The following is a 21,850-nucleotide window of genomic DNA, read 5'->3' as shown; positions in this document are numbered from 1 at the left end:
GCGTCACCTGGAGGGCCGCAGCAGATGGCGAATGAGGAGAAGCTCCGCGAGTACCTCAAGCGGATGACGGCCGATCTCTACGAGACGCGTCAACGCCTTCAGGACGCCCAGGAGAAGAGCCATGAACCGCTCGCCATCGTGGGCATGAGCTGCCGGTACCCGGGCGGGGTGGCCTCGCCCGAGGACCTGTGGCGGCTGCTCGACTCCGGTGGCGAGGGAATCACCGGATTCCCCGTCGACCGCGGCTGGGACACCGAGGGCCTGTACGACCCGACGGGCCGGGCCGAGGGCACGTCGTATGCGAAGGAAGGCGGCTTCCTGCACGAGGCGGCCGACTTCGACCCCGCCTTCTTCGGGATCAGCCCCAAGGACGCGCCCGCGGTGGACCCGCAGCAGCGGCTGCTCCTGGAGACCTCCTGGGAGGCCCTGGAGCGGGCCGGGATCGATCCGGCGAGCCTCCGCGGCAGCCGGACCGGGGTGTTCGCCGGGCTCATGTACCACGACTACTTCGGCAGCACGAGTTCCGGTTCCGCGCTCTCCGGCCGGGTCGCCTACCACTTCGGCTTCGAGGGCCCCGCGATCACCGTGGACACCGCGTGCTCGTCGTCGCTGGTGGCGCTGCATCTGGCCGGGCACGCCCTCCGTAAGGGCGACTGCTCGCTGGCGCTGGTCGGCGGGGTGACCGTGATGGCCACCCCGTGGACCTTCATCGAGTTCTCCCGGCAGCGCGGGCTGGCCGCGGACGGCCGGTGCAAGTCCTTCGCGGACGCCGCCGACGGCACCGGCTGGGCCGAGGGCGCCGGTGTGCTGCTGGTGGAGAAGCTCTCCGATGCCCGGAAGAACGGACACCCGGTGCTGGCCGTGGTGCGCGGTACCGCGGTGAACTCCGACGGCGCCTCCAATGGGCTGAGCGCCCCGAACGGCCCCGCCCAGCAACGGGTCATCGAACAGGCCCTGGTCAACGCGGGACTGGCCCCCGGCCAGATCGACGCGGTCGAGGCACATGGCACCGGTACCACCCTCGGTGACCCCATCGAGGCGCAGGCGCTGCTGGCGTCGTACGGGCAGGACCGGGAACGGCCGCTGTGGCTCGGCTCGGTGAAGTCGAACATCGGGCACACCCAGGCCGCGGCCGGGGTCGCCGGCATCATGAAGATGGTCCTGGCCATGCGTCACGGCGTGCTGCCCAAGACGCTGCATGTGGACCGGCCCTCCACCCATGTGGACTGGACCGCGGGAGCGGTGGAGCTGCTCGCCGAGGCGCGGGAGTGGCCGCGGACCGGGCAGCCCCGGCGGGCCGCGGTGTCCTCCTTCGGGTTCAGTGGCACCAATGCGCATGTGGTGCTGGAGCAGGCCGACGCGATGGCAGTCGTCGGGACCGGCGTAGCGGCCGAGTCCGGGGCGGAGCCGGCTGCGGAGCCGGTGCCGAACGACGGGCCGGTGCCCTGGGTGCTGTCCGCCCGTTCCGAAGAGGCGCTCGCCGCCCAGGCCGGCCGGATCGCGTCGTTCGCCGAGGGCCGGCCGGAGGCCACGCCGGCGGACATCGGCGGGTCGCTGGTCACCACCCGCTCCGCGCTGGAACACCGTGCGGTGGTCCTCGGCGCCGACCGGGACGGACTGCTGTCCGCCGCCCGGGGGTTGGCCGCCGGACGGCGCCCGGCCGGAGTGGTCGCCGATGTCGTCGCCGACGGCAAGCTCGGTGTGCTGTTCACCGGGCAGGGTTCCCAACGGGCCGGGATGGGCCGGGAACTGTATGCGACGTACCCGGTGTTCGCCCGCGCCTTCGACGAGGTCTGTGCCGCCTTCGACGGCCGGCTGCCGGAGCCGCTGCGCGAGGTCGTGCACGGCGCGGGCGAGCTCCTCGACCAGACGCAGTACACCCAGGCCGCCCTGTTCGCCCTTGAGGTCGCGCTGTACCGGCTCACCGCCTCCTGGGGCCTGACGCCGGACCTCCTGATGGGCCACTCCATCGGTGAGATCACCGCCGCCCATGTGGCCGGAGTCTGGTCGCTGGCGGACGCCGCCACCCTGGTGGCAGCCCGTGGCCGGCTGATGCAGGAACTCCCGTCCGGCGGTGCCATGGTGTCGGTACGTGCGACCGAGGACGAGGTCCGCCCCCTGCTGGCGGGCGAGGACCAGGTCGGTCTCGCGGCCGTCAACGGGCCCGGGTCCGTGGTGCTGTCCGGCGACGGGGACGCGGTCGGCCGGATCGCCGCGGAACTGTCGTCGCGCGGCCGCAAGGTGAAGCGGCTGCGGGTCAGTCATGCCTTCCACTCGCCGCTGATGGAACCCATGCTCGACGCCTTCCGCGCGGTCGCCAAGGGCCTCACCTACGCCGAGCCCCGGATGCCCGTGGTGTCCAACGTGACCGGACGGCTCGCCACCGCCCGGGAACTGTGCGACCCCGAGTACTGGGTGCGGCACGTCCGCGAGGCGGTGCGCTTCCACGACGGCCTGCTCGCCGGGCACGCCGAAGGGGTGACCACCTTCCTCGAACTCGGGCCCGGCGGGGTGCTCTCCGCCATGGGCCAGGACTGCCTGCCCGGGCACGACACCGTCCGGTTCCTGCCCGCCCTGCGCGAGAACCGCACCGAGCCCGTCGCGCTGCTGGAGGCGGTGGGCGGGGCGTACGCCCGTGGCGCCACGGTGGACTGGAACCCGCTGCTCACCGGAGCCCGGCGGGTCGAGCTGCCCACCTATCCCTTCCAGCGGCGGCGGTACTGGCTGGACGAGGCGGACATCACCGGCGAGCCGGACCGTGCGGCCGCCGCGGACGACGCCCGGTTCTGGGACCTGGTCGCCCGCGAGAACCTCCCCGAACTGCTGCACACCCTGGAGCTGGACGAGGACCAGCCGCTCGGCGCGATCCTGCCGGCGCTGTCCGCCTGGCGCCGGCGTCAGGAGCACGAGTCCACGGTGGACAAGTGGGCCTACCGGATCTCCTGGAAGCCGGTGCCGACCGGAGCCGCCGCGCTCACCGGCACCTGGCTCCTCGCCGGACCGGACGAGGACGACCGGGTCGCGGAGGCACTCACCGCGCACGGCGCCCACGTGGTACGTCTCGCCCTCGGCGGCAGCCGCGAGGAACTCGCCACCGCACTGGCGGCACTCGACGGCGAGATCGCCGGAGTGCTGGCCCGGCCCACGGTCACCGACGCGCTGGCCCTGGTACAGGCGCTGGGCGACGCGGGTATCGGCGCGCCCCTGTGGTGTGTCACCAGCGGGGCGGTGTCGACCGGCGCGGCGGACCCGCTGCGGGAGCCGGCACTCGCCCAGGTGTGGGGGCTCGGCCGGACCGTCGCCCTGGAACAGTCCGACCGCTGGGGCGGGCTCATCGACCTGCCCGCCGAACTGGACCGGACCGCGGCGGCCCGGCTCTGCGCCGTCCTCAGCGGCACCGGGGACGAGGACCAGCTCGCGATCAGGCCGGCCGGAGTGTTCGCCCGCCGGCTGGTCCGCGCCCGCCTCGACCGGGACGCCGCGCCCTGGAAGCCCCGCGGCACCGTGCTGATCACCGGCGGCACCGGCGCGCTGGGCGCCGCGTGTGCCCGCTGGCTCGCCGCCAACGGGGCCGGGCACCTCGTGCTCACCAGCCGTCGCGGCCCGGACGCCCCCGGCAGCACCGAACTCGCCGCCGAACTCACCGCACTGGGCGCCGAGGTCACCCTCGCCGCCTGCGACGTGGCCGACCGGGAAAGCCTCGCCCGGCTGCTCGACGGCCTGCCCGAAGCCCCCTCGGCGGTGCTGCACATCGCCGGTACCGGCGGGCCGGTGGTGCCGGTCACCGAGCTCGGCGGGGCGGACCTCGACGGGGTCCTCGCCTCCAAGGTCGCCGGTGCGGCGAACCTCGACGCGCTCCTCGGGGACCGGCAGCTGGACGCCTTTGTGCTGTTCTCCTCCGTCGCCGGGATCTGGGGCAGCGGCGGCCAGGCCGGTTACGGCGCCGCAAACGCCTACCTCGACGCCCTCGCCGAACAGCGCCGGGCCCGCGGACTCACCGCCACCTCGGTGGCCTGGGCCCCCTGGGGCGGCGGCGGCCTCGCGGAGGACGCCGCCGTACAGGACCAGCTCCGGCAGCGCGGACTGCCCGCGATGGCACCGGAACTGGCCATCAGCGCGCTGGCCGCGGCGCTCGGCCAGGACGAGACCTGTCTGACCGTCGCCGATGTCGACTGGGACCGGTTCATCCCCGGCTTCACCTTCGTCCGGCCGACCCCGCTGTTCGCCGGGGTGCCCGAGGCACGCGGTCTGCTGAGCGGGGGTGACGGCCCGGCGGTCGCCGATTCGGCGCTGCGCCGGGAACTCGCCGGGCTGACCGACGCCGACCGGGACAAGGCGCTGCTGGACTTCGTCCGCATCCAGATAGCGGACGTCCTCGGCTACGACAGTCCCGAACTCGTCGATCCGGCACGGGCGTTCAAGGATCTGGGCTTCGACTCGCTGAGCGCGGTGGAGTTCCGCAACCGGCTCACCACCGCGTCGGGGCTGACCCTGCCCGCCACGATGATCTTCGACTATCCGACCCCGGCGGTCCTCGTCCGCCATCTGCGGGACGAGATCACGGACTCCGCCGCCACCCCGTCGGCCACCCCGAGCGCCGTCGCGGCGTCCGACGAACCCATCGCCATCGTCGGCATGGGCTGCCGGCTGCCCGGCGGGGTCCGCACCCCGGAGCAGCTGTGGCAGCTCCTGGCCGAGGGGCGGGACGGGATCACCCCGTTCCCCGCCGACCGGGGCTGGGACACCGAGGGGATGTACGACAGCGACCCCGACCAGGCCGGTGCCAGCTATGTGCGGCACGGCGGTTTCATCGACGGCCTGGCCGAATTCGACGCCGGCTTCTTCGAGATCAGCCCGCGTGAGGCGATCTCGATGGACCCGCAGCAGCGGCTGCTGCTCGAAGTGGCCTGGGAGGCCATCGAGGCCGCCGGGATCGACCCGGCGACCGTGCACGGCACCGACACCGGCGTGTTCGTCGGCGCCAACGGCAACGACTACATGAGCGTCCTGGCCGGCGCCGGACAGGGACCCGACGGATTCCTGGGCACCGGCACCAGCTACAGCGTGATGTCCGGCCGGGTCGCCTACGCCCTCGGCCTCGAGGGCCCCACGATGACCATCGACAGCGCCTGCTCCTCCTCGCTGGTGGCGCTGCATCTCGCGGCCGCCGCCCTGCGGTCGGGGGAGTGCTCGCTGGCCCTGGCCGGCGGGGTGACGCTGATGACCACCCCCGGTTCCTTCATCGAGTTCAGCCGGCTGCGCGGACTGGCCCCCGACGGCCGGTGCAAGGCCTTCGCCGAAGGCGCCGACGGCACCAACTGGGGTGAGGGCGTCGGTGTTCTGCTCGTCGAGCGGCTCTCCGACGCGGTGCGCAACGGCCATCCGGTGCTCGCCGTGGTCCGGGGTTCCGCGATCAACCAGGACGGTGCCTCGAACGGCCTGACCGCGCCCAACGGGCCCTCCCAGGCCCGGGTGATCCGGCAGGCCCTCACCGCCGCCGGTCTCCAGGCGTCCGAGGTGGACGCCGTGGAGGCGCACGGCACCGGCACCCGCCTCGGCGACCCCATCGAGGCACAGGCCCTGCTCAGCACGTACGGGGCGGAGCGCGACGCGGACCGGCCGCTGTGGCTCGGTTCGGTGAAGTCGAACATCGGGCACACCCAGGCCGCCGCCGGGGTCGCCGGCGTGATCAAGATGGTGCTCGCCATGCGGCACGGGCTGCTGCCGCAGACCCTGCATGTGGACGCGCCCTCGACCCATGTGGACTGGTCCAGCGGCGCGGTGGAACTGGTGACCGCGCCCCGGACCTGGCCCGAACTGGACCGGCCCCGCCGGGCCGGGGTGTCCTCCTTCGGTTTCAGCGGCACCAACGCCCACCTGATCCTGGAGCAGGCCCCGGACCTTCCGGCGCCTCCCGTGGACGACGTGGTGGCGGACGGGCCGCTGCCGTGGGTGCTCTCCGGCAAGACCCCGCAGGCACTGGCCGCCCAGGCCGCCCGGCTCGCGGAGCACCTCACGGCCACCCCGGACACCGCGCCCGGCGACCTCGCCTGGTCGCTGCTCACCTCCCGGTCGGCGTTCGAGCACCGGGCCGCGGTGATCGGCACGGACCTCGACGACCTCCGCCGCGGACTGGCGGCGCTCGCCTCCGGTGCGACCGGGGCCGAGGTGGTGACCGGCACGGCCACCACCGGTGCGCTCGCGGTGATGTTCACCGGCCAGGGCGCCCAGCGGGTCGGCATGGGCGCCGGACTCCACCGCCGCTATCCGGTCTTCGCGCAGGCCTTCGACGAGGCCGCCGCCGAACTGGACCGGTGGCTGCCCCGGCCGCTCCGGGACATCGTCTGGGCCGAACCCGGCTCCCCGGACGCCGCGTTACTGGACCGCACCCAATACACCCAGGCCGCCCTGTTCGCGGTCGAGGTCGCCCTCTACCGGCTGCTGGAGTCCTGGGGCGTCCGCCCCGACCGGCTGGTCGGCCACTCCATCGGTGAAGTGGTCGCGGCTCATGTGGCCGGGGTGTGGTCCCTGCCGGACGCCTGCGCCCTGGTCGCCGCGCGCGGCCGGCTGATGCAGGAACTGCCCGCCGAGGGCGCGATGGTGTCGGTCCGCACCACCGAGGACGAGGTCACCGCACTGCTCGCCGGACGCGAGCACGAGGTCGGTATCGCAGCCGTGAACGGCCCCGCCTCGGTGGTCATCTCGGGAGCGGAGAAGGCCGTACTGGAGGTCGCGGAAACCCTCGCCGCCGCGGGCGTCACCACCAAGCGGCTGGCGGTCAGCCACGCCTTCCACTCCCCGCTGATGGAACCGATGCTGGACGCCTTCCGGCAGACCGTGGCCGGGCTGGCCTTCCGGCCGCCGCGCATGGAGATCGTGTCCAACGTGACCGGCCGGCCGCTCACCGCGGAGGAGGCGTGCTCGCCGGACTACTGGGTCGGCCATGTCCGCGGCGCGGTGCGGTTCTGCGACGGCGTACGCGCCCTGGAGGCCGCCGGGGTGCGGACCTTCCTCGAAGTCGGCCCGGACGGCGTGCTGTCCGGAATGGGCCAGGAGTGTGTGACCGGCGACGACACCGTGCTGGTGCCGACGCTGCGCCGGGACCGTGCCGAGGACGGGGCCGCGGTGACCGCGCTGGCCCGGCTGCGGCTGCGCGGCGTCCCGGCCGACTGGACGGCCTTCTTCTCCGGACGCGGTGTGCGGCGGGTGGATCTGCCCACCTACGCCTTCCAGGGCGAGCGCTACTGGCCGCGGCCGTCCGGCACGGCCGGTGATGTCACCGCCGCCGGACTGGGCGCCGCCGGCCATCCGCTGCTCGGCGCCGCCGTCGCGGTGGCCGGCTCCGACGAGGTCCTGTTCACCGGGCGGATCGGCACCCACAGCCACCCCTGGCTCGCCGACCACGCCATCGGCGACCTGGTTCTGCTGCCCGGCACCGCGTTCGTCGAAATGGCGGTACGCGCCGGTGACGAGGTCGGCTGCGGCCTGCTGGAGGAACTGACGCTGGCGGCGCCCCTGGCGCTGCCCGCACGGGGCGCGGTCCGGCTCCAGGTCGTGGTCGGCGCCGCGGACGAGGACGGCCGCCGCTCGCTGAGCGTGCACTCCCAGCCGGAGTCGGACGCGGCCGGGCAGGACTGGACCCAGCACGCCACCGGCGTCCTGGCCCCCGCCGGCGCCCCCGGCGGCTACGCCGAAACCGTCTGGCCCCCGGCCGGCGCCGAGCCCGTCGACACCGCGGACTACTACCCGCAGCTGGCCGAGGCCGGGATGCACTACGGCCCGGTCTTCCAGGGCCTGCGGGCGGCCTGGCGGCGCGGCGAGGAGGTCTTCGCCGAGGTCGCACTGCCCGAGGCGGCCGCCGAGGACGCCGCTTCCTTCGGGCTGCACCCCGCCCTGCTGGACGCCGCGCTGCACGCGGCCGGGCTGGGCGCCTTCTTCACCGACGAAGGGGGCGCACGGCTCCCGTTCGCATGGAGCGGCCTGACACTGCACGCGGGCGGTGCCGCCACCCTGCGGGTGCGGATCGCACCGGCCGGTACGGACGCCGTCTCGGTGGCCGCCGCGGACGAGACGAACACCCCGGTCGCCACCGTGGAGTCCCTGGTGCTGCGCCGACAGGACCCGGCCGCCACGGTCGCGGCACCGCCGCTGCCCGACTCGCTGTACCGGATCGACTGGCCGGCGGTCGCCGCCGAACCCGACGGCACCACGGCCTGGGCGACCCTCGGAACGCTCGACGAGGCACCGGAGACGGCCGTTCGCTACGCCGACCTGGCCGCGCTGACCGCTGCTCTCGACACCGGCACCCCGGCGCCGGAGGTGGTACTCGTCCCGTGCGTGGGCGACACCCGTGCCGATGAACTTCCCGTTGCCATACGTGAGTTGACCGGCCGGATGCTGGAGCTGACACGGGACTGGCTGGCCGACGACCGGCTGGAGCACACGACGCTGGCCGTGGTCACCCGGGGCGCGGTCGCGGTGCACGCCGACGAGGGCATCGCGGATCTCGCCGCCGCCCCGGTCTGGGGCCTGCTGCGGTCCGCGCAGTCGGAGAACCCGGAGCGGATCGTCCTGATCGACTCCGACGGTTCGGGCGGCCCGGACGCGCTCGCCGCGGCGCTCGGCTCCGGTGAACCCCAACTCGCCGTGCGGGCAGGTGAGTTGCAGATGCCCCGGCTGGCGTCGCTCGCCTCCGGCGGCACCCTGGTGCCACCGGCCCGGGGCCCGGCCTGGAAGCTGGATGTCACCAGCGCCGGTACGTTCGACAACCTCGCGCTGGTGCCCTCGGACGCGGACCGCGCACTGGTCCCCGGCGAGGTGCGGATCGGGGTGCGCGCGGCCGGGCTGAACTTCCGTGACGTCATGATCGCGCTCGGGATGTACCCGGAGAAGGCGGCCATGGGCATCGAGGCCGCCGGTGTCGTACTCGAAACCGGCCCCGACGTCACCGCCTTCGCCCCCGGCGACCGGGTGATCGGCATGTTCGCCGGTGCGTTCGGGCCGGTGGCCATCACCGACAGCCGCATGCTGGCGCGGATCCCCGACGACTGGTCCTACGTCCGGGCCGCCTCGGTGCCGATCGTCTTCTCCACCGCCTACTACGGCCTGGTGGAACTCGGCGGACTCCAGGCCGGGGAGTCGGTACTGGTGCACAACGCGGCCGGCGGTGTCGGCATGGCCGCCGTACAGCTGGCCCGGCACCTCGGCGCGGAGGTCTTCGGTACGGCCAGCGCCGGAAAGTGGGACACCCTGCGCGCGAGCGGTCTCGACGAGGAGCACCTCGCCTCCTCCCGTGACCTGGACTTCGAGGAGAAGTTCCGCCGCACCACCGGCGGCCGCGGCATGGACGTCGTCCTGGACGCGCTGGCCCGCGAGTTCGTGGACGCCTCGCTGCGCCTGCTGCCGAACGGCGGCCGGTTCCTGGAAATGGGCAAGACCGATGTGCGCACCCCTGAGGACGTCGCGGCCGCCTACCCCGGGGTGGAGTACCAGGCGTTCGACCTGATGGGCGCCGGTCCGCAGCGGGTCGGCGAGGTCCTGCGGGAGGTGGTGCGCCTGCTCGACTCCGGTGCGCTGCGGCCGGTCCCGGTCACCACCTGGGATGTCCGACGGGCCCCGGACGCCTTCCGGTACCTCGCCAAGGCCCGGCACACCGGCAAGATCGTGCTGACCATGCCGGAAACCCTCGCCGAAGGCGGCACGGTCCTCGTCACCGGCGGCACCGGCACCCTCGGCGGACTGGCCGCCCGGCGCCTGGTGCGCGAACACGGCGTCCGGCACCTCCTGCTGACCAGCCGCACCGGCCGGGCGGCGGACGGCGCACCGGAGCTGGAGAGCGAGCTGCGCGCACTCGGCGCCGAGGTGGAGATCGCCGCCTGCGACGCGGCCGACCGCACGGCGCTGCGCGAACTGCTCGACGGCATCCCCGCCGACCGTCCGCTGACCGCGGTGGTGCACACCGCCGGAGTCCTGGACGACGGGGTGATCGGCTCGCTGACCCCGGAACGGCTCGACACGGTACTGCGGCCCAAGGTGGACGCCGCGGTGAACCTGCACGAGCTCACCGCCGGCCAGGACCTCGCCGCCTTCGTTCTCTACTCCGCCGCAGCCGGCACCTTCGGCGGCGCCGGGCAGGGCAACTACGCGGCGGCGAATGTGTTCCTGGACGCGCTGGCCGCCTACCGGCGGGCCAACGGTCTGCCCGGCACCGCGCTGGCCTGGGGCCTGTGGACGGAGACCAGCGGTATCACCCGGCACCTCGGCGAGGCCGATGTCCGGCGGATGAGCCGGGCCGGCATGCCCCCGCTGTCCACGGAAGAGGGCATGACGCTCTTCGACGCGGCACTGCGGGCCGACGAACCGGCGATGCTGCCGGCCCGGCTGGACGTCTCGGTGTTCCGCGGCGCCCCCGCCGAGGCCGTACCCCCGCTGCTGCGCGGGCTGGTGCGGACGCCGGCCCGGCGGACGGTGGCGGCGGCCACCCGCTCGGCGGACGACTTCGCCCAGCGGCTGACCGGCCTGACCGCCGAGGAGATCGACGGCGTGCTGCTGGACTTCGTCCGGGAACAGGCCGCGGCCGTCCTCGGCCACGGCTCACCGGCTTCGGTGGAACCGGGCCGGGCGTTCAACGAGATGGGCTTCGACTCGCTGACCGCGGTCGAGTTCCGCAACCGGCTGAACGGGGCCGCCGGGCTCCGGCTGCCCGCCACGCTGGTCTTCGACTACCCCAACGCGGACGCGCTGGCGGCGCACCTCAAGGAGACGCTGGCCCCCGAGGCCGCCGATCCGGCCGCCGTGGTGCTCGGCGAACTCGAACGGCTGGAGAGCGCCCTCGCCGGGCTCTCCCCGGACGAGGGGGCCGGAGCCTCCATCACCAGCCGGTTGCAGGCCCTCACCAAAGCGTGGGAGGACCGGCGGTCCACGGCCGGCCCGACCGATGTCAAGGACAGGCTCCAAGCGGCGAGCACCGACGAGGTCTTCGCGTTCATCAACGACGAACTCGGACTCTCCTGATGCACAAGCCGGAGACCGACAAGGAAGGCGCGCCTGATGGCGGATGAAGAGAAGCTGGTCGACTATCTCAAGCGGGTCGCGGCTGATCTGCACGACACCCGGCAGCGCCTGCGCGAGGCCGAGGAGAAGGGCCGGCAGCCGCTCGCGATCATCGGCATGAACTGCCGCTACCCGGGGGCCGCTACCCCGGAGCAGCTCTGGGACCTGGTCGCCGCCGGTGGCGACCCGATCTCCGACTTCCCCGCCGACCGCGGCTGGGACACCGACGAGCTGTACGACGCCGACCCGGAGAAATCCGGCAAGAGCTATGTCAAACAGGGCGGATTCGTCTACGACGCGATCGACTTCGACGCCGCGTTCTTCGGCATCAGCCCGCGCGAGGCGCTCGCGATGGACCCCCAGCAGCGGGTGGTCCTGGAAGCCGCCTGGGCGGCCTTCGAAGACGCGCGGATCGACCCGTCGAGTGTGCGGGGCAGCGACACCGGGGTCTTCTTCGGTGCCAGCGGTGCCGAGTACGTCCCGGTGATCCAGCAGCTCCCGGACGCGTCCGAGGGCTACACGATGACCGGCGTGGCCAGCAGCGTGCTGTCCGGCCGGGTCTCGTACTCCTTCGGCTTCGAGGGCCCCGCGGTGACCGTGGACACCGCCTGCTCGTCGTCGCTGGTCGCCCTGCACATGGCGGCCCAGGCGCTGCGGCAGGGGGAGTGCTCCCTGGCGCTGGCCGGCGGGGTCACCGTGATGGGCACCCCCGGGGTGTTCACCAGCTTCTCCCGGCAGCGCGGACTGTCCCCGGACGGCCGCTGCAAGGCCTTCGCGGCCGGCGCCGACGGCACCGGCTGGGCGGAGGGCGTCGGGGTGGTGCTCGTCGAGCGGCTCTCCGACGCGCTGCGCAACGGGCATCCGGTGCTCGCGGTGCTGCGCGGTTCCGCGGTGAACCAGGACGGCGCCTCGAACGGCCTGACCGCGCCCAACGGCCCTTCCCAGATACGGGTCATCCGCCGGGCCCTGGAGAACGCGGGTATCACCGCGGCCCAGGTCGACGCGGTCGAGGCGCACGGCACCGGCACCACCCTCGGTGACCCCATCGAGGCACAGGCGCTGCTCGCCACGTACGGCAAGGCACGGTCCACCGAACGGCCGCTGTGGCTCGGCTCGGTCAAGTCCAACATCGGGCACGCCCAGCAGGCCGCCGGTATCGCCGGTGTGATCAAGATGGTCATGGCGCTGCGCCACCGGGTACTGCCGAAGACCCTGCACGTGGACGCGCCCACCCCGCATGTGGACTGGGAGTCCGGCGCGGTGGAACTGCTCACCGAGGCCAAGCCCTGGGAGAGCGCCGACCATCCGCGGCGCGCCGGGGTGTCCTCGTTCGGCATCAGCGGCACCAATGTGCACCTCATCCTGGAGGAGGCGCCCGACGCCGAGGCCGCCGCCCCGGCCGCCGAGGAGCCGCCGGCCCGGACCCCGGGCCTCGCCGCGACCGGCACCGTGCCCTGGATCCTGTCCGGTGCGACCGCCGGGGCACTGCGGGCCCAGGCCGCACAGCTGAGGGCCTTCGTGGCGGACCGGCCGGAGCTGGACCCGGCCACCGTCGGCTACTCCCTGGCCACCACCCGGGCCGCCCTGGAACACCGGGCGGTCGTGGTCGGCGCGGACCGCGCGGAGCTGCTCGGCGGGCTGACCGCACTGGAACACGGTGAGCCCGCCGGAAACCTGGTGGAAGGCATCGCCGGCAGCCGGGGCAAGGCCGCCTTCCTCTTCCCCGGCCAGGGAGCGCAGTGGGCCGGTATGGCCGTGGAACTGCTCGACTCCGCCCCGGTGTTCGCCGCCCGGATACGGGAGTGCGAGACCGCGCTGTCGGCGTTCACCGACTGGTCGCTGACCGACGTCCTGCGGGGCGCGGAGGGCGCACCGGGCTTCGACCGGGTGGACGTGGTGCAGCCCGCGCTGTGGGCCGTGATGGTCTCGCTGGCCGCGCTGTGGCAGTCCTGCGGCGTCACCCCCTCCGCCGTGGTCGGGCACAGCCAGGGCGAGATCGCCGCCGCCTGTGTGGCCGGTGCCTTGTCCCTGGAGGACGCGGCCCGGGTGGTCGCCCTGCGCAGCAAGACCCTCATCGAACTGGCCGGACACGGCGGCATGGTGTCCGTGCCGCTGCCGCTGGACCAGGTCGAGGAGCGGCTGCGGGCCTGGGGCGAGCGGCTGTCCGTCGCCGCGGTCAACGGGCCGGGCTCGGTGGTCGTCTCCGGTGAACCGCAGGCCCTGCAAGAGCTGCTGGACGGCTGCGCGGCCGACGGGGTGCGCGCCCGCCGAATCGATGTGGACTACGCCTCGCACTCGGCGCAGGTGGCGCAGATCCGCGAACGGCTGCTGGAGGTGCTCGCCCCGGTCCGCCCGCGCGCCGCCGACATCCCGGTGTACTCCACGCTCACCGGGGACTGGCTGGACACCACGACCATGGACGCGGACTACTGGTACCGCAGTCTGCGGCAGACCGTACTGTTCGAGCCGGCCGTCCGCGGTCTGCTGGACGCCGGCTACGGCACCCTGATCGAGGTCAGTGCGCACCCCGTCCTCGCGCTCGGTGTGCAGGACACCATCGAGGCCACCGGCCGGTCCGCGCTGGTCACCGGTTCGCTGCGGCGCGACGAGGGCGGGGTGGCCCGGTTCCTCACCTCGCTCGGCCAGGTGCATGCCCACGGGCAGAGCCCGGACTGGGCCGCCGTGTTCGCCGGGGCCGCGCACGGGACGGCCGCCTTGCCGACCTACGCCTTCGAACGGCAGCGGTACTGGCCGAAGGGCACGATGACCGCGGCCGGTGACGCCGCCGGCTTCGGGCTGAGCGCCGCCCGCCACCCGCTGCTCGGCGCCGTGGTGACCCTCGCCGACGACGAAGGCGTGCTGTTCACCGGGCGGCTGTCGCTGTCCACCCACGCCTGGCTGGCCGGCCATGTGGTCGCCGGGCGGGCGGTCCTGCCCGGCACCGCGTTCGTGGAACTGGCCGTGCGCGCCGGTGACGAGGTCGGCTGCGAGGTCCTGGAGGAACTCACCCTCGCGGCCCCGCTGGTACTGCCCGACCGGGGCGGCATCCGGCTCCAGCTCGCCGTCGGCGGGCCCGACGGCTCCGGCCGCCGTGAGCTGAGCGTGCGCTCCCGGCCGGAGGACGCACCCGACGAGGAGCCCTGGACCACGCACGCCACCGGCACCCTCGCCACCGGCGCGGGCGCCGCAGTCCCGCGCGCGGAGTCCTGGCCGCCGGAGGGGGCCGAACCCGTCGAGTGCGACGGGCTCTACGAACGGTTCGAGGGCACCGGTCTGTCCTACGGCCCGGTGTTCCGGGGCCTGCGCGCGCTGTGGCGACGTGGCGGTGAGCTGTTCGCCGAGGTCGCGCTGCCCGAGGCGGCCGAGGACGAGGCCGCCGCGTTCGGACTGCATCCCGCGCTGCTGGACGCGGCCCTGCACCCGCTCGCCCTCGGCGGGTTCGTCGAGGACGGGAGCGGGGACCGGCCGTGGCTGCCGTTCTCCTGGTCCGGGGTGCGCCTGCACGCCGCGGGCGCCGGCACCGTGCGGGTGCGGCTGTCCCCGACGGGCCCGAACGCCCTCGCGGTGACCGTCGCGGACGCCACCGGAGCCCCGGTCGCCTCGGTGGCCTCCCTGATGCTGCGTCAGCTGACCTCCGACACGCTCGACGCCACCGGCCCCACCTTCCACGACGCGCTCTTCCGCGTCGACTGGACCCCGGCGCCGGTCCCGACGGAGACCGCCGGCGGCACGGTCGCCCTGCTCGGCGCGGCCGGGCCGGACCACCGCGCGGCGCTCGAAGCGGCCGGAGCCCGGGTCGACGAGTACCCGGAACTGGCCGCGCTGCTCCGCGCCATGGACGCCGGTGCGCCGGTGCCCGACGCCGTGCTCGTCTCCTGCGCCCCGCCGGAGGCGCCCGAGATCACCGCGGCGGTCCGGGAGGCGACCGGCCGGCTGCTCACGCTCGCCCAGGACTGGCTGGCCGAGGAGCGGTTCGCCGACGCCCGGCTGGTGATCGCCACCCAGGGCGCGGTGGCCACCGAGCCCGGGGCGGACCTGACGGATCTGGTGCACGCCCCGGTCTGGGGCCTGCTGCGCACCGCCCAGTCCGAACACCCGGGCCGGTTCGTCCTCCTGGACTCCGACGGGCTGGAGACCTCCGCCCGTGCGCTGCCCGCCGCGCTGGCCCTCGGCGCGGACCAGCTCGCCCTGCGGGCCGGTGAGATCCGGCTGCCGCGGCTGGCCAGAATGGCCGTATCCGCCGCCCCCGCACCCGAGTTCACCCCCGGCGGCACCGTACTGATCACCGGCGGCACCGGAACCCTGGGCGCGCTGTTCGCCCGTCATCTGGTGACCGAGCACGGCGTCCGGCACCTGCTGCTCACCAGCCGCAGCGGCAGCAGGGCCAAGGGCGCGGCCGGGCTGACGGCCGAACTGCGGGAACTCGGCGCCGAAGTGGAGATCGCCGCCTGCGACGCGGCCGACCGTACGGCGCTGCGCGCACTGCTCGCCGACATCCCCGCCGACCGTCCGCTGACCGGCGTGATCAGCGCCGCCGGCACACTGGACGACGGAGTGCTGGAGTCGCTGAACCAGGAGCGCCTGGACGCGGTGATGCGGCCCAAGGTGGACGCCGCCTGGCATCTGCACGAGCTGACCCGGGACCTCGACCTGGCGGCCTTCGTGGTGTTCTCCTCCGCCGCCGGTGTCCTCGGCGGCTCCGGGCAGGCCAACTACGCCGCCGCCAACGCCTTCGTCGACGCCCTCGCCGCACACCGGCGCGCCGTCGGGCTGCCCGCGCTCTCCCTGGCATGGGGACGCTGGACGGAGGCGAGCGGTCTGACCGAGGCACTGGACGAGGCCGCGCTCGCCCGGATGTCCCTCTCCGGCATGACCGGACTGTCCACGGCGCAGGGCGTCGCACTGTTCGACGCGGCACGCGCCGCGGGGGACGCACTGCTGGTCCCCGCCCGCCTCGACCTCGCCGCACTGCGGCAGCAGGCCGGTTCCGGGATGGTGCCCGAACTGCTGCGCGGCCTGGTCCGGATGCCCGGCCGGCGGCAAGTGGACAGCGGCGCCGCCGCCACCTCCGAACTGCGCGAGCGCCTGACCGGGATGTCCGCCGCGGAACGGGACCGCACCCTGCTCGATCTGGTCCGCGCCCAGGTCGCGGCCGTGCTCGGCTACGCCGGTCCGCAATCCGTGGAATCCGCCCGGCCGTTCAAGGAGATCGGCTTCGACTCGCTGACCGCGGTCGAGCTCCGCAACCGGCTCGGCGCGGCGGTCGGCCTCCGGCTGCCCGCGACCCTGGTGTTCGACTATCCGACCCCGCTGGAGCTCGCCGGGTTCGTCCGGGACGAACTGCTGGGCGCGGCCGCCGGCACCCCGGCCGGTGCACCCGCCGCCGTCCGCGCCGATGAGCCGATCGCCATCATCGGGATGGGCTGTCGCTACCCCGGTGGCGTCGACTCGCCGGAGAAGCTGTGGCAGCTGCTGACCAGCGGCACGGACGCGGTGTCCGCCTTCCCCGCGGACCGGGGCTGGGACATGGAGCGCCTCTTCGACCCGGACCCGGACCACCCGGGCACCAGCTACTGCACCGAGGGCGGATTCCTCTACGACGCGGCGCGGTTCGACGCCGGCTTCTTCGGGATCAGCCCCAAGGAGGCCCTGGCGATGGACCCGCAGCAGCGGCTGCTGCTGGAGACCTCCTGGGAGACCTTCGAGCGCGCCGGGATCGACCCGGCGGCGCTGAAGGGCAGCGGCACCGGTGTGTTCGCCGGGGTGATGTACAACGACTACGGCATGCTGACCGCCGCGTCCGAACAGCTCGACGGCTATGTGGGCGTCGGCGTCGCCGGTGGCGCCGTCTCCGGCCGGATCTCCTACACCTTCGGCCTGGAGGGCCCCGCGGTCACCGTGGACACGGCCTGTTCGTCCTCGCTGGTCGCCCTGCATCTCGCGGTACAGGCCCTGCGGCAGGGGGAGTGCTCCCTCGCCCTGGCCGGCGGGGTGTCGGTGATGGCGACGCCGGGCACCTTCATCGACTTCTCCCGGCAGCGCGGGCTCGCCCCGGACGGCCGGTGCAAGTCCTTCGCGGACGCGGCCGACGGCGCCGGCTGGGCCGAGGGCGCGGGCGTCCTGCTCGTCGAGCGGCTCTCCGACGCGGTGCGCAACGGCCACCCGGTCCTCGCCGTGGTGCGGGGGTCGGCGGTGAACCAGGACGGCGCCTCCAACGGGATGACCGCGCCGAACGGCCCGTCCCAGCAGCGGCTGATCCGCCAGGCCCTGGCCAACGCCCGGCTGAACGCCGACCAGATCGACGCGGTGGAGGCGCACGGCACGGGCACCACCCTCGGTGACCCCATCGAGGCACAGGCCCTGCTGGCGACCTACGGGCAGGACCGGCCCGAGGACCACCCGATGTGGCTCGGCTCGATCAAGTCCAACATCGGGCACACCCAGGCCGCGGCCGGTGTGGCCGGGGTGATGAAGATGGTCCTCGCCATGCAGCACGGCGTACTGCCCCGGACACTGCACGTGGACCGGCCCTCCACCCACGTGGACTGGGAGTCCGGCGCGGTCGAGCTGCTCACCGAGGCACGCGAGTGGCCCGAGACCGGACAGCCCAGGCGGGCCGCGGTCTCCTCGTTCGGGATCAGCGGCACCAACGCGCATCTGATCCTGGAACAGCCCTCGGCGGCCCGTACCCCGGCCGCCCCCGGCACCGGGCCGGCTCCCGCGGTGCTGCCGTGGGTGCTCTCCGCGCACTCGGCCCAGGCCCTGCGGGCCCAGGCCGGACGGCTGGCCGCCCTCGCCGAGGGCGACCCGGACCCGGTGGACGTGGGCTTCTCCCTGGTGTCGACCCGGTCCGCGCTGCGGCACCGCGCCGTGCTGGTCGGGGACCGGGCGGCACTGCTGACCGGCGCCCGGGCGCTGGCCGCGGGGACGCACCCGGCGGGTGTGGTCTCCGGGGTCGCCGGGGAGGGCCGGATCGGGGTGCTCTTCACCGGCCAGGGCGCCCAGCGGCTCGGAATGGGCCGGGAACTCCACGCGGCCCACTCGGTGTTCGCCCGCGCCTGGGACGAGGTGTGCGCGGCCTTCGACGCTCTGCTGCCCCGGCCGTTGCGCGAGGTGGTGTGGGCCGCACCGGACACTCTCGAGGCGGCCCTGCTGGATCAGACCCAGTACGCCCAGGCCGCGCTGTTCGCCGTCGAGGTCGCGCTGTTCCGGCTGGTGGAATCCCTCGGCGTGGTCCCCGACGCCCTGCTGGGCCACTCCATCGGCGAGGTCACCGCGGCCCACCTCGCGGGTGTCTGGTCGCTCGCGGACGCGGCGAAGCTGGTCGCGGCCCGCGGCCGGCTCATGCAGAGCCTGCCCGCCGGCGGCGTGATGGTGGCCGTACGGGCCCCTGAGGACGTGGTCCTGCCGCTGCTCTCCGGCCAGGTGAGCATCGCCGCGGTGAACGGGCCGGAGGCCGTGGTGCTCTCCGGTGCCGAGGCCCCGGTGACCGCACTCGCCGCGACCCTGGCGGACAAGGGGTACCGCACCAAACAGCTCCGGGTCAGCCATGCGTTCCACTCGCCGCTGATGGACCCCGTCCTGGACGAGTTCCGCACCGTCGCCGAAGGCCTGACCTACGCCGCACCGCGTCTCCCCGTGGTGTCCAACCTGACCGGCCGGCTCGCCGAGCCGGACCAGCTGCGCGACCCCGGCTACTGGGTCCGGCACATCCGGGAAGCCGTGCGCTTCCACGACGGCATGCAGGCGCTGCACACCGAGGGGCTGGACACCTTCCTCGAACTCGGCCCCGGCGGTGTGCTCAGCGCCATGGGCCAGGAGAGCCTGCCCGGCGGGGAGTTCCTGCCCGCGCTGCGCAAGGACCGGGCGGAGGACGAGGCGCTGCTCCAGGCCCTGGCCGGTGCCCATGTCCGCGGCGCGGCCGTGGACTGGCTCCCGCTGTGCGACGGTGGCCGCCGGGTCGCCCTGCCGACCTACGCCTTCCAGCGGCAGCGGTACTGGCCCGAGGCCGACGGCCCGGCCGGTGAAAGCCGCCCGGACGCATCGGACCCGGTCGAGGCCCGCTTCTGGGAGCTGGTGGAACAGGAGGACCTCGGCGCCCTGCTGCGCACCCTGGACCTCGACGAGAACCAGCCGATCGGCGCGCTGCTGCCGGCCCTGTCGGCTCTCCGCCGCGGGGAGTCCGCGGCGGACGGCACGCGCTACCGGGCCGACTGGCACGTGGTCAGCGAACTGTCCACGGCCGAACTGTCCGGCACCTGGGCGCTGCTCGTCCCGGAGCAGCACCTGGAGGGGGACTGCGCACGGTCGGTCGCCGAGACGCTGCGGGCGCACGGCGCCGAGGTGCGGCAGCTCACCGTGACCGGCGCGGACGCCGACCGGGAACGGCTGGCCGGGCTGCTCGCCGGACTCCCGGCGGGAATCGCCGGAGTGGTCTCCCTGTGGGCGCTGGACGAGCAGCCGCATCCGGAGCACCCGTCGGTGCCGTCCGGTGTGGCCGGGACCATGGCCCTGACCCAGGCGCTCGACGACGCGGCGCCGGGAGCACCGCTGTGGTGCCTGACCCGGGGCGCGGTCTCGCTGACCCGTACGGGCCGTACGGCCGGAACGGCAGCGGCGCTGGTGTGGGGCCTCGGCCGGGCGGTCGCCGCGGCCCGGCCCGGTCACCGGGGCGGCCTGATCGATCTCCCGGACACCTTGGACGCACGTCAAGGAGCCTGGCTGGCCCAGCTGCTGGCCGACGCCGACGGCGAGGACGAGCTGGCCCTGCGCCCCTCCGGGGTGTTCGCCCGCCGGCTCGGTCACGCCGGCCGGGGCGCCGCCCACCGGCCCTGGCGGCCCACCGGCACCGTGCTGCTCGCCGGTGAACTGGGCGCCGCCGGCCCGCCGGTCGCCCGCTGGCTGGCCCGCAACGGCGCCGCGCATCTGCTGGTGCCCCCGGCCCTCGCGGGGGAGTCCCCCGGCGTCCCGGTGACCGTCATCGACGAGGCACTGACGGACCGCCAGGCACTGGCCCGGCTGCTGGACCGCGTCCCCGCGGCGCATCCGCTGAGCACCGTCGTGCACGGCCTCGGCGGCGCCGAGGACCAGCCGGTCGGCTCCGCCACTGTCGCGCAGTTCGGCCAGGTGCTGGAGCGAGCCGTGCGCGAGTCCGAGAATCTGCACGAACTCGCCCGCGACGCCGCCGCGTTCGTGCTGCTCGCCCCGGCGGCGAGCACCTGGGGCGATCCGTCGCAGGCCGCGGTCACCGCGGCGGGCGCGTACCGCGAGGAGCTGGTGCGCCGGCGCCGGGCCGAGGGGCTCAGCGGGACGGTGCTCTGCTGGGACGGCGCGTCCTCCCCGGAGAGCGTGTTCGCCCGGGCGGTCGAGTGCGGCGAGCAGTCCGTCACGGTCGCCGAGGCGGACTGGGCGGAACTCGCCGTCACCCGGACCGGTTCGCTGCTGCGCGCCCTGCCCGAGGTGCGCCGGCCCGCCCAGGAGCCCGCGGCGGACACCGGGGACGAGGTGGACCCGGAGGCACTGCGGGCCTATCTGAAGGAGCTCGACGCGGCGGGCCGGCAGGAAACCCTGCTGGAAATCGCCCGTGGCGTGGCGGCCCGGGCACTGGGTCACGAAAGTGCCGCGGCGGTCGAACCCGACCTCGATTTCCTCGATGCCGGATTCAATTCGCTGTCCGCGGTCGAATTCCGTAATGCGCTGAACCGCATCACCGGACTGTCGCTGCCCGCCGCGCTTGTCTACGATTATCCGACCCCCAACGCGGTCGTCGAGTTCCTGGAATCCGAACTCGCCTGACACCGCCCGGGTGTTGTTCAGGTCCTCGCCGGACGGGCCCGTCCCGTCCGGCGAACCGGCCTTCCCCCTGGGCCGGTTCGGGGTACTAAGGGGTTCCTTAGGGGTGTTCCGGCTCCTGGGGCGGCCCATACGCTGCGTGCACCGACACGCTCAGCTCGGAGAGTGAATCCACATGGCAGTTCCCGGCTCGTGGAAATCTTTGACTTCGGACGGAAAGGATCTGGTACTCGCGGTCGATTTCGCGGTGACCGGAAGACCGCAGGCAGGTTTTCCGGAATTCGTCGCGCTCGCCCATCCGCAATTCTCGCTCTGGGAGACACTGCCGCCCGCCCCGGAGGAGGACGCCGGAATGACCGGCGCCGACTACGTCGAGCGCTGGGCGCAGGACGTGCTCCGGGACGGCCGGCCGGTCCGGGCCGTCATGGGCTACTGCGTCGGAGCGGTGTACGCGGCGGCGCTGGCCGAGCGCATCGGACGCAGCCAGGGCGAGACGCCCGTCCTCATCGGCTTCGACCCCGAGCTGCCCCGGCGGGATGTGGTCTGCCACCACTTCCTGACCACCATGGAGGGGATGTCCGGGCTGCTCAAGCCGGAGGAGATCGCACACGCCCAGCAGGCCGCCGGCCAGGCACTGACCGACGAGGGCGACATCAAGAAGTTCGGTGAGCGGCTGCTGGAGATCTTCCGGGAGGTCGGCGGCGCGGCCTTCGCACGGGTGGGCCTGGACGCCAAGCGCAGCGAGGAATTCGTCGCCACCTTCGGCCTGTTCCTGCACTTCTTCGTACGGGGCAGCGACCTCGACCCGACGGCCGGCTGGAAGTCGCTGACCGCGATGACCTCCGCGACCCCCACCAGCGGACTCAACCCGCTGTCCGAAGCCGACCGGGCCGCCCGGGTGGCCAAGGAGATCCGCTTCCCCGTCGAGCACGCCGATCTGCTGCGCACGCCCGACGTCGCCACCACGGTCACCGGCCTGCTGAGCTGACGGACCTCACCCCAGCAG

At 74.2% G+C, this 21,850-nt stretch carries 3 protein-coding genes; all 3 read left to right on the top strand.

Annotated features, from left to right (window positions below):
- Positions 1–24 precede the first annotated feature (24 nt).
- The 3 genes from CP981_RS04570 (at position 25) to CP981_RS04560 (ending at position 21,832) form a co-directional block, all read left to right on the top strand.
- A complete protein-coding gene (locus CP981_RS04570; protein ID WP_085923486.1) occupies positions 25–11,013 on the top strand; it encodes a type I polyketide synthase in 10,989 nt (3,662 codons plus the stop codon).
- Positions 11,014–11,046: 33 nt separating this feature from the next.
- Positions 11,047–20,847: a type I polyketide synthase gene (locus tag CP981_RS04565; RefSeq protein WP_425282205.1), complete on the top strand. Its 9,801-nt coding sequence runs from the start codon at positions 11,047–11,049 to the stop codon at positions 20,845–20,847.
- Positions 20,848–21,046: 199 nt separating this feature from the next.
- On the top strand, positions 21,047–21,832 hold the full coding sequence (locus CP981_RS04560; RefSeq protein WP_085923484.1) for a hypothetical protein: 786 nt from the start codon (positions 21,047–21,049) through the stop codon (positions 21,830–21,832).
- Positions 21,833–21,850 lie beyond the last annotated feature (18 nt).

The sequence above is a fragment of the Streptomyces platensis genome (assembly GCF_008704855.1).
In the GTDB taxonomy this organism is placed as follows: Bacteria; Actinomycetota; Actinomycetes; order Streptomycetales; family Streptomycetaceae; genus Streptomyces; species Streptomyces platensis.
Note: the sequence above shows the minus strand (reverse complement) of the source record. Positions and strands in the feature narration are given on the sequence as shown.

Bases quoted from the DNA above. Each gene is read 5' to 3' on its own strand.
- CP981_RS04570 (WP_085923486.1), top strand. From the start codon at position 25: ATGGCGAATGAGGAGAAGCTCCGCGAGTACCTCAAGCGGATGACGGCC.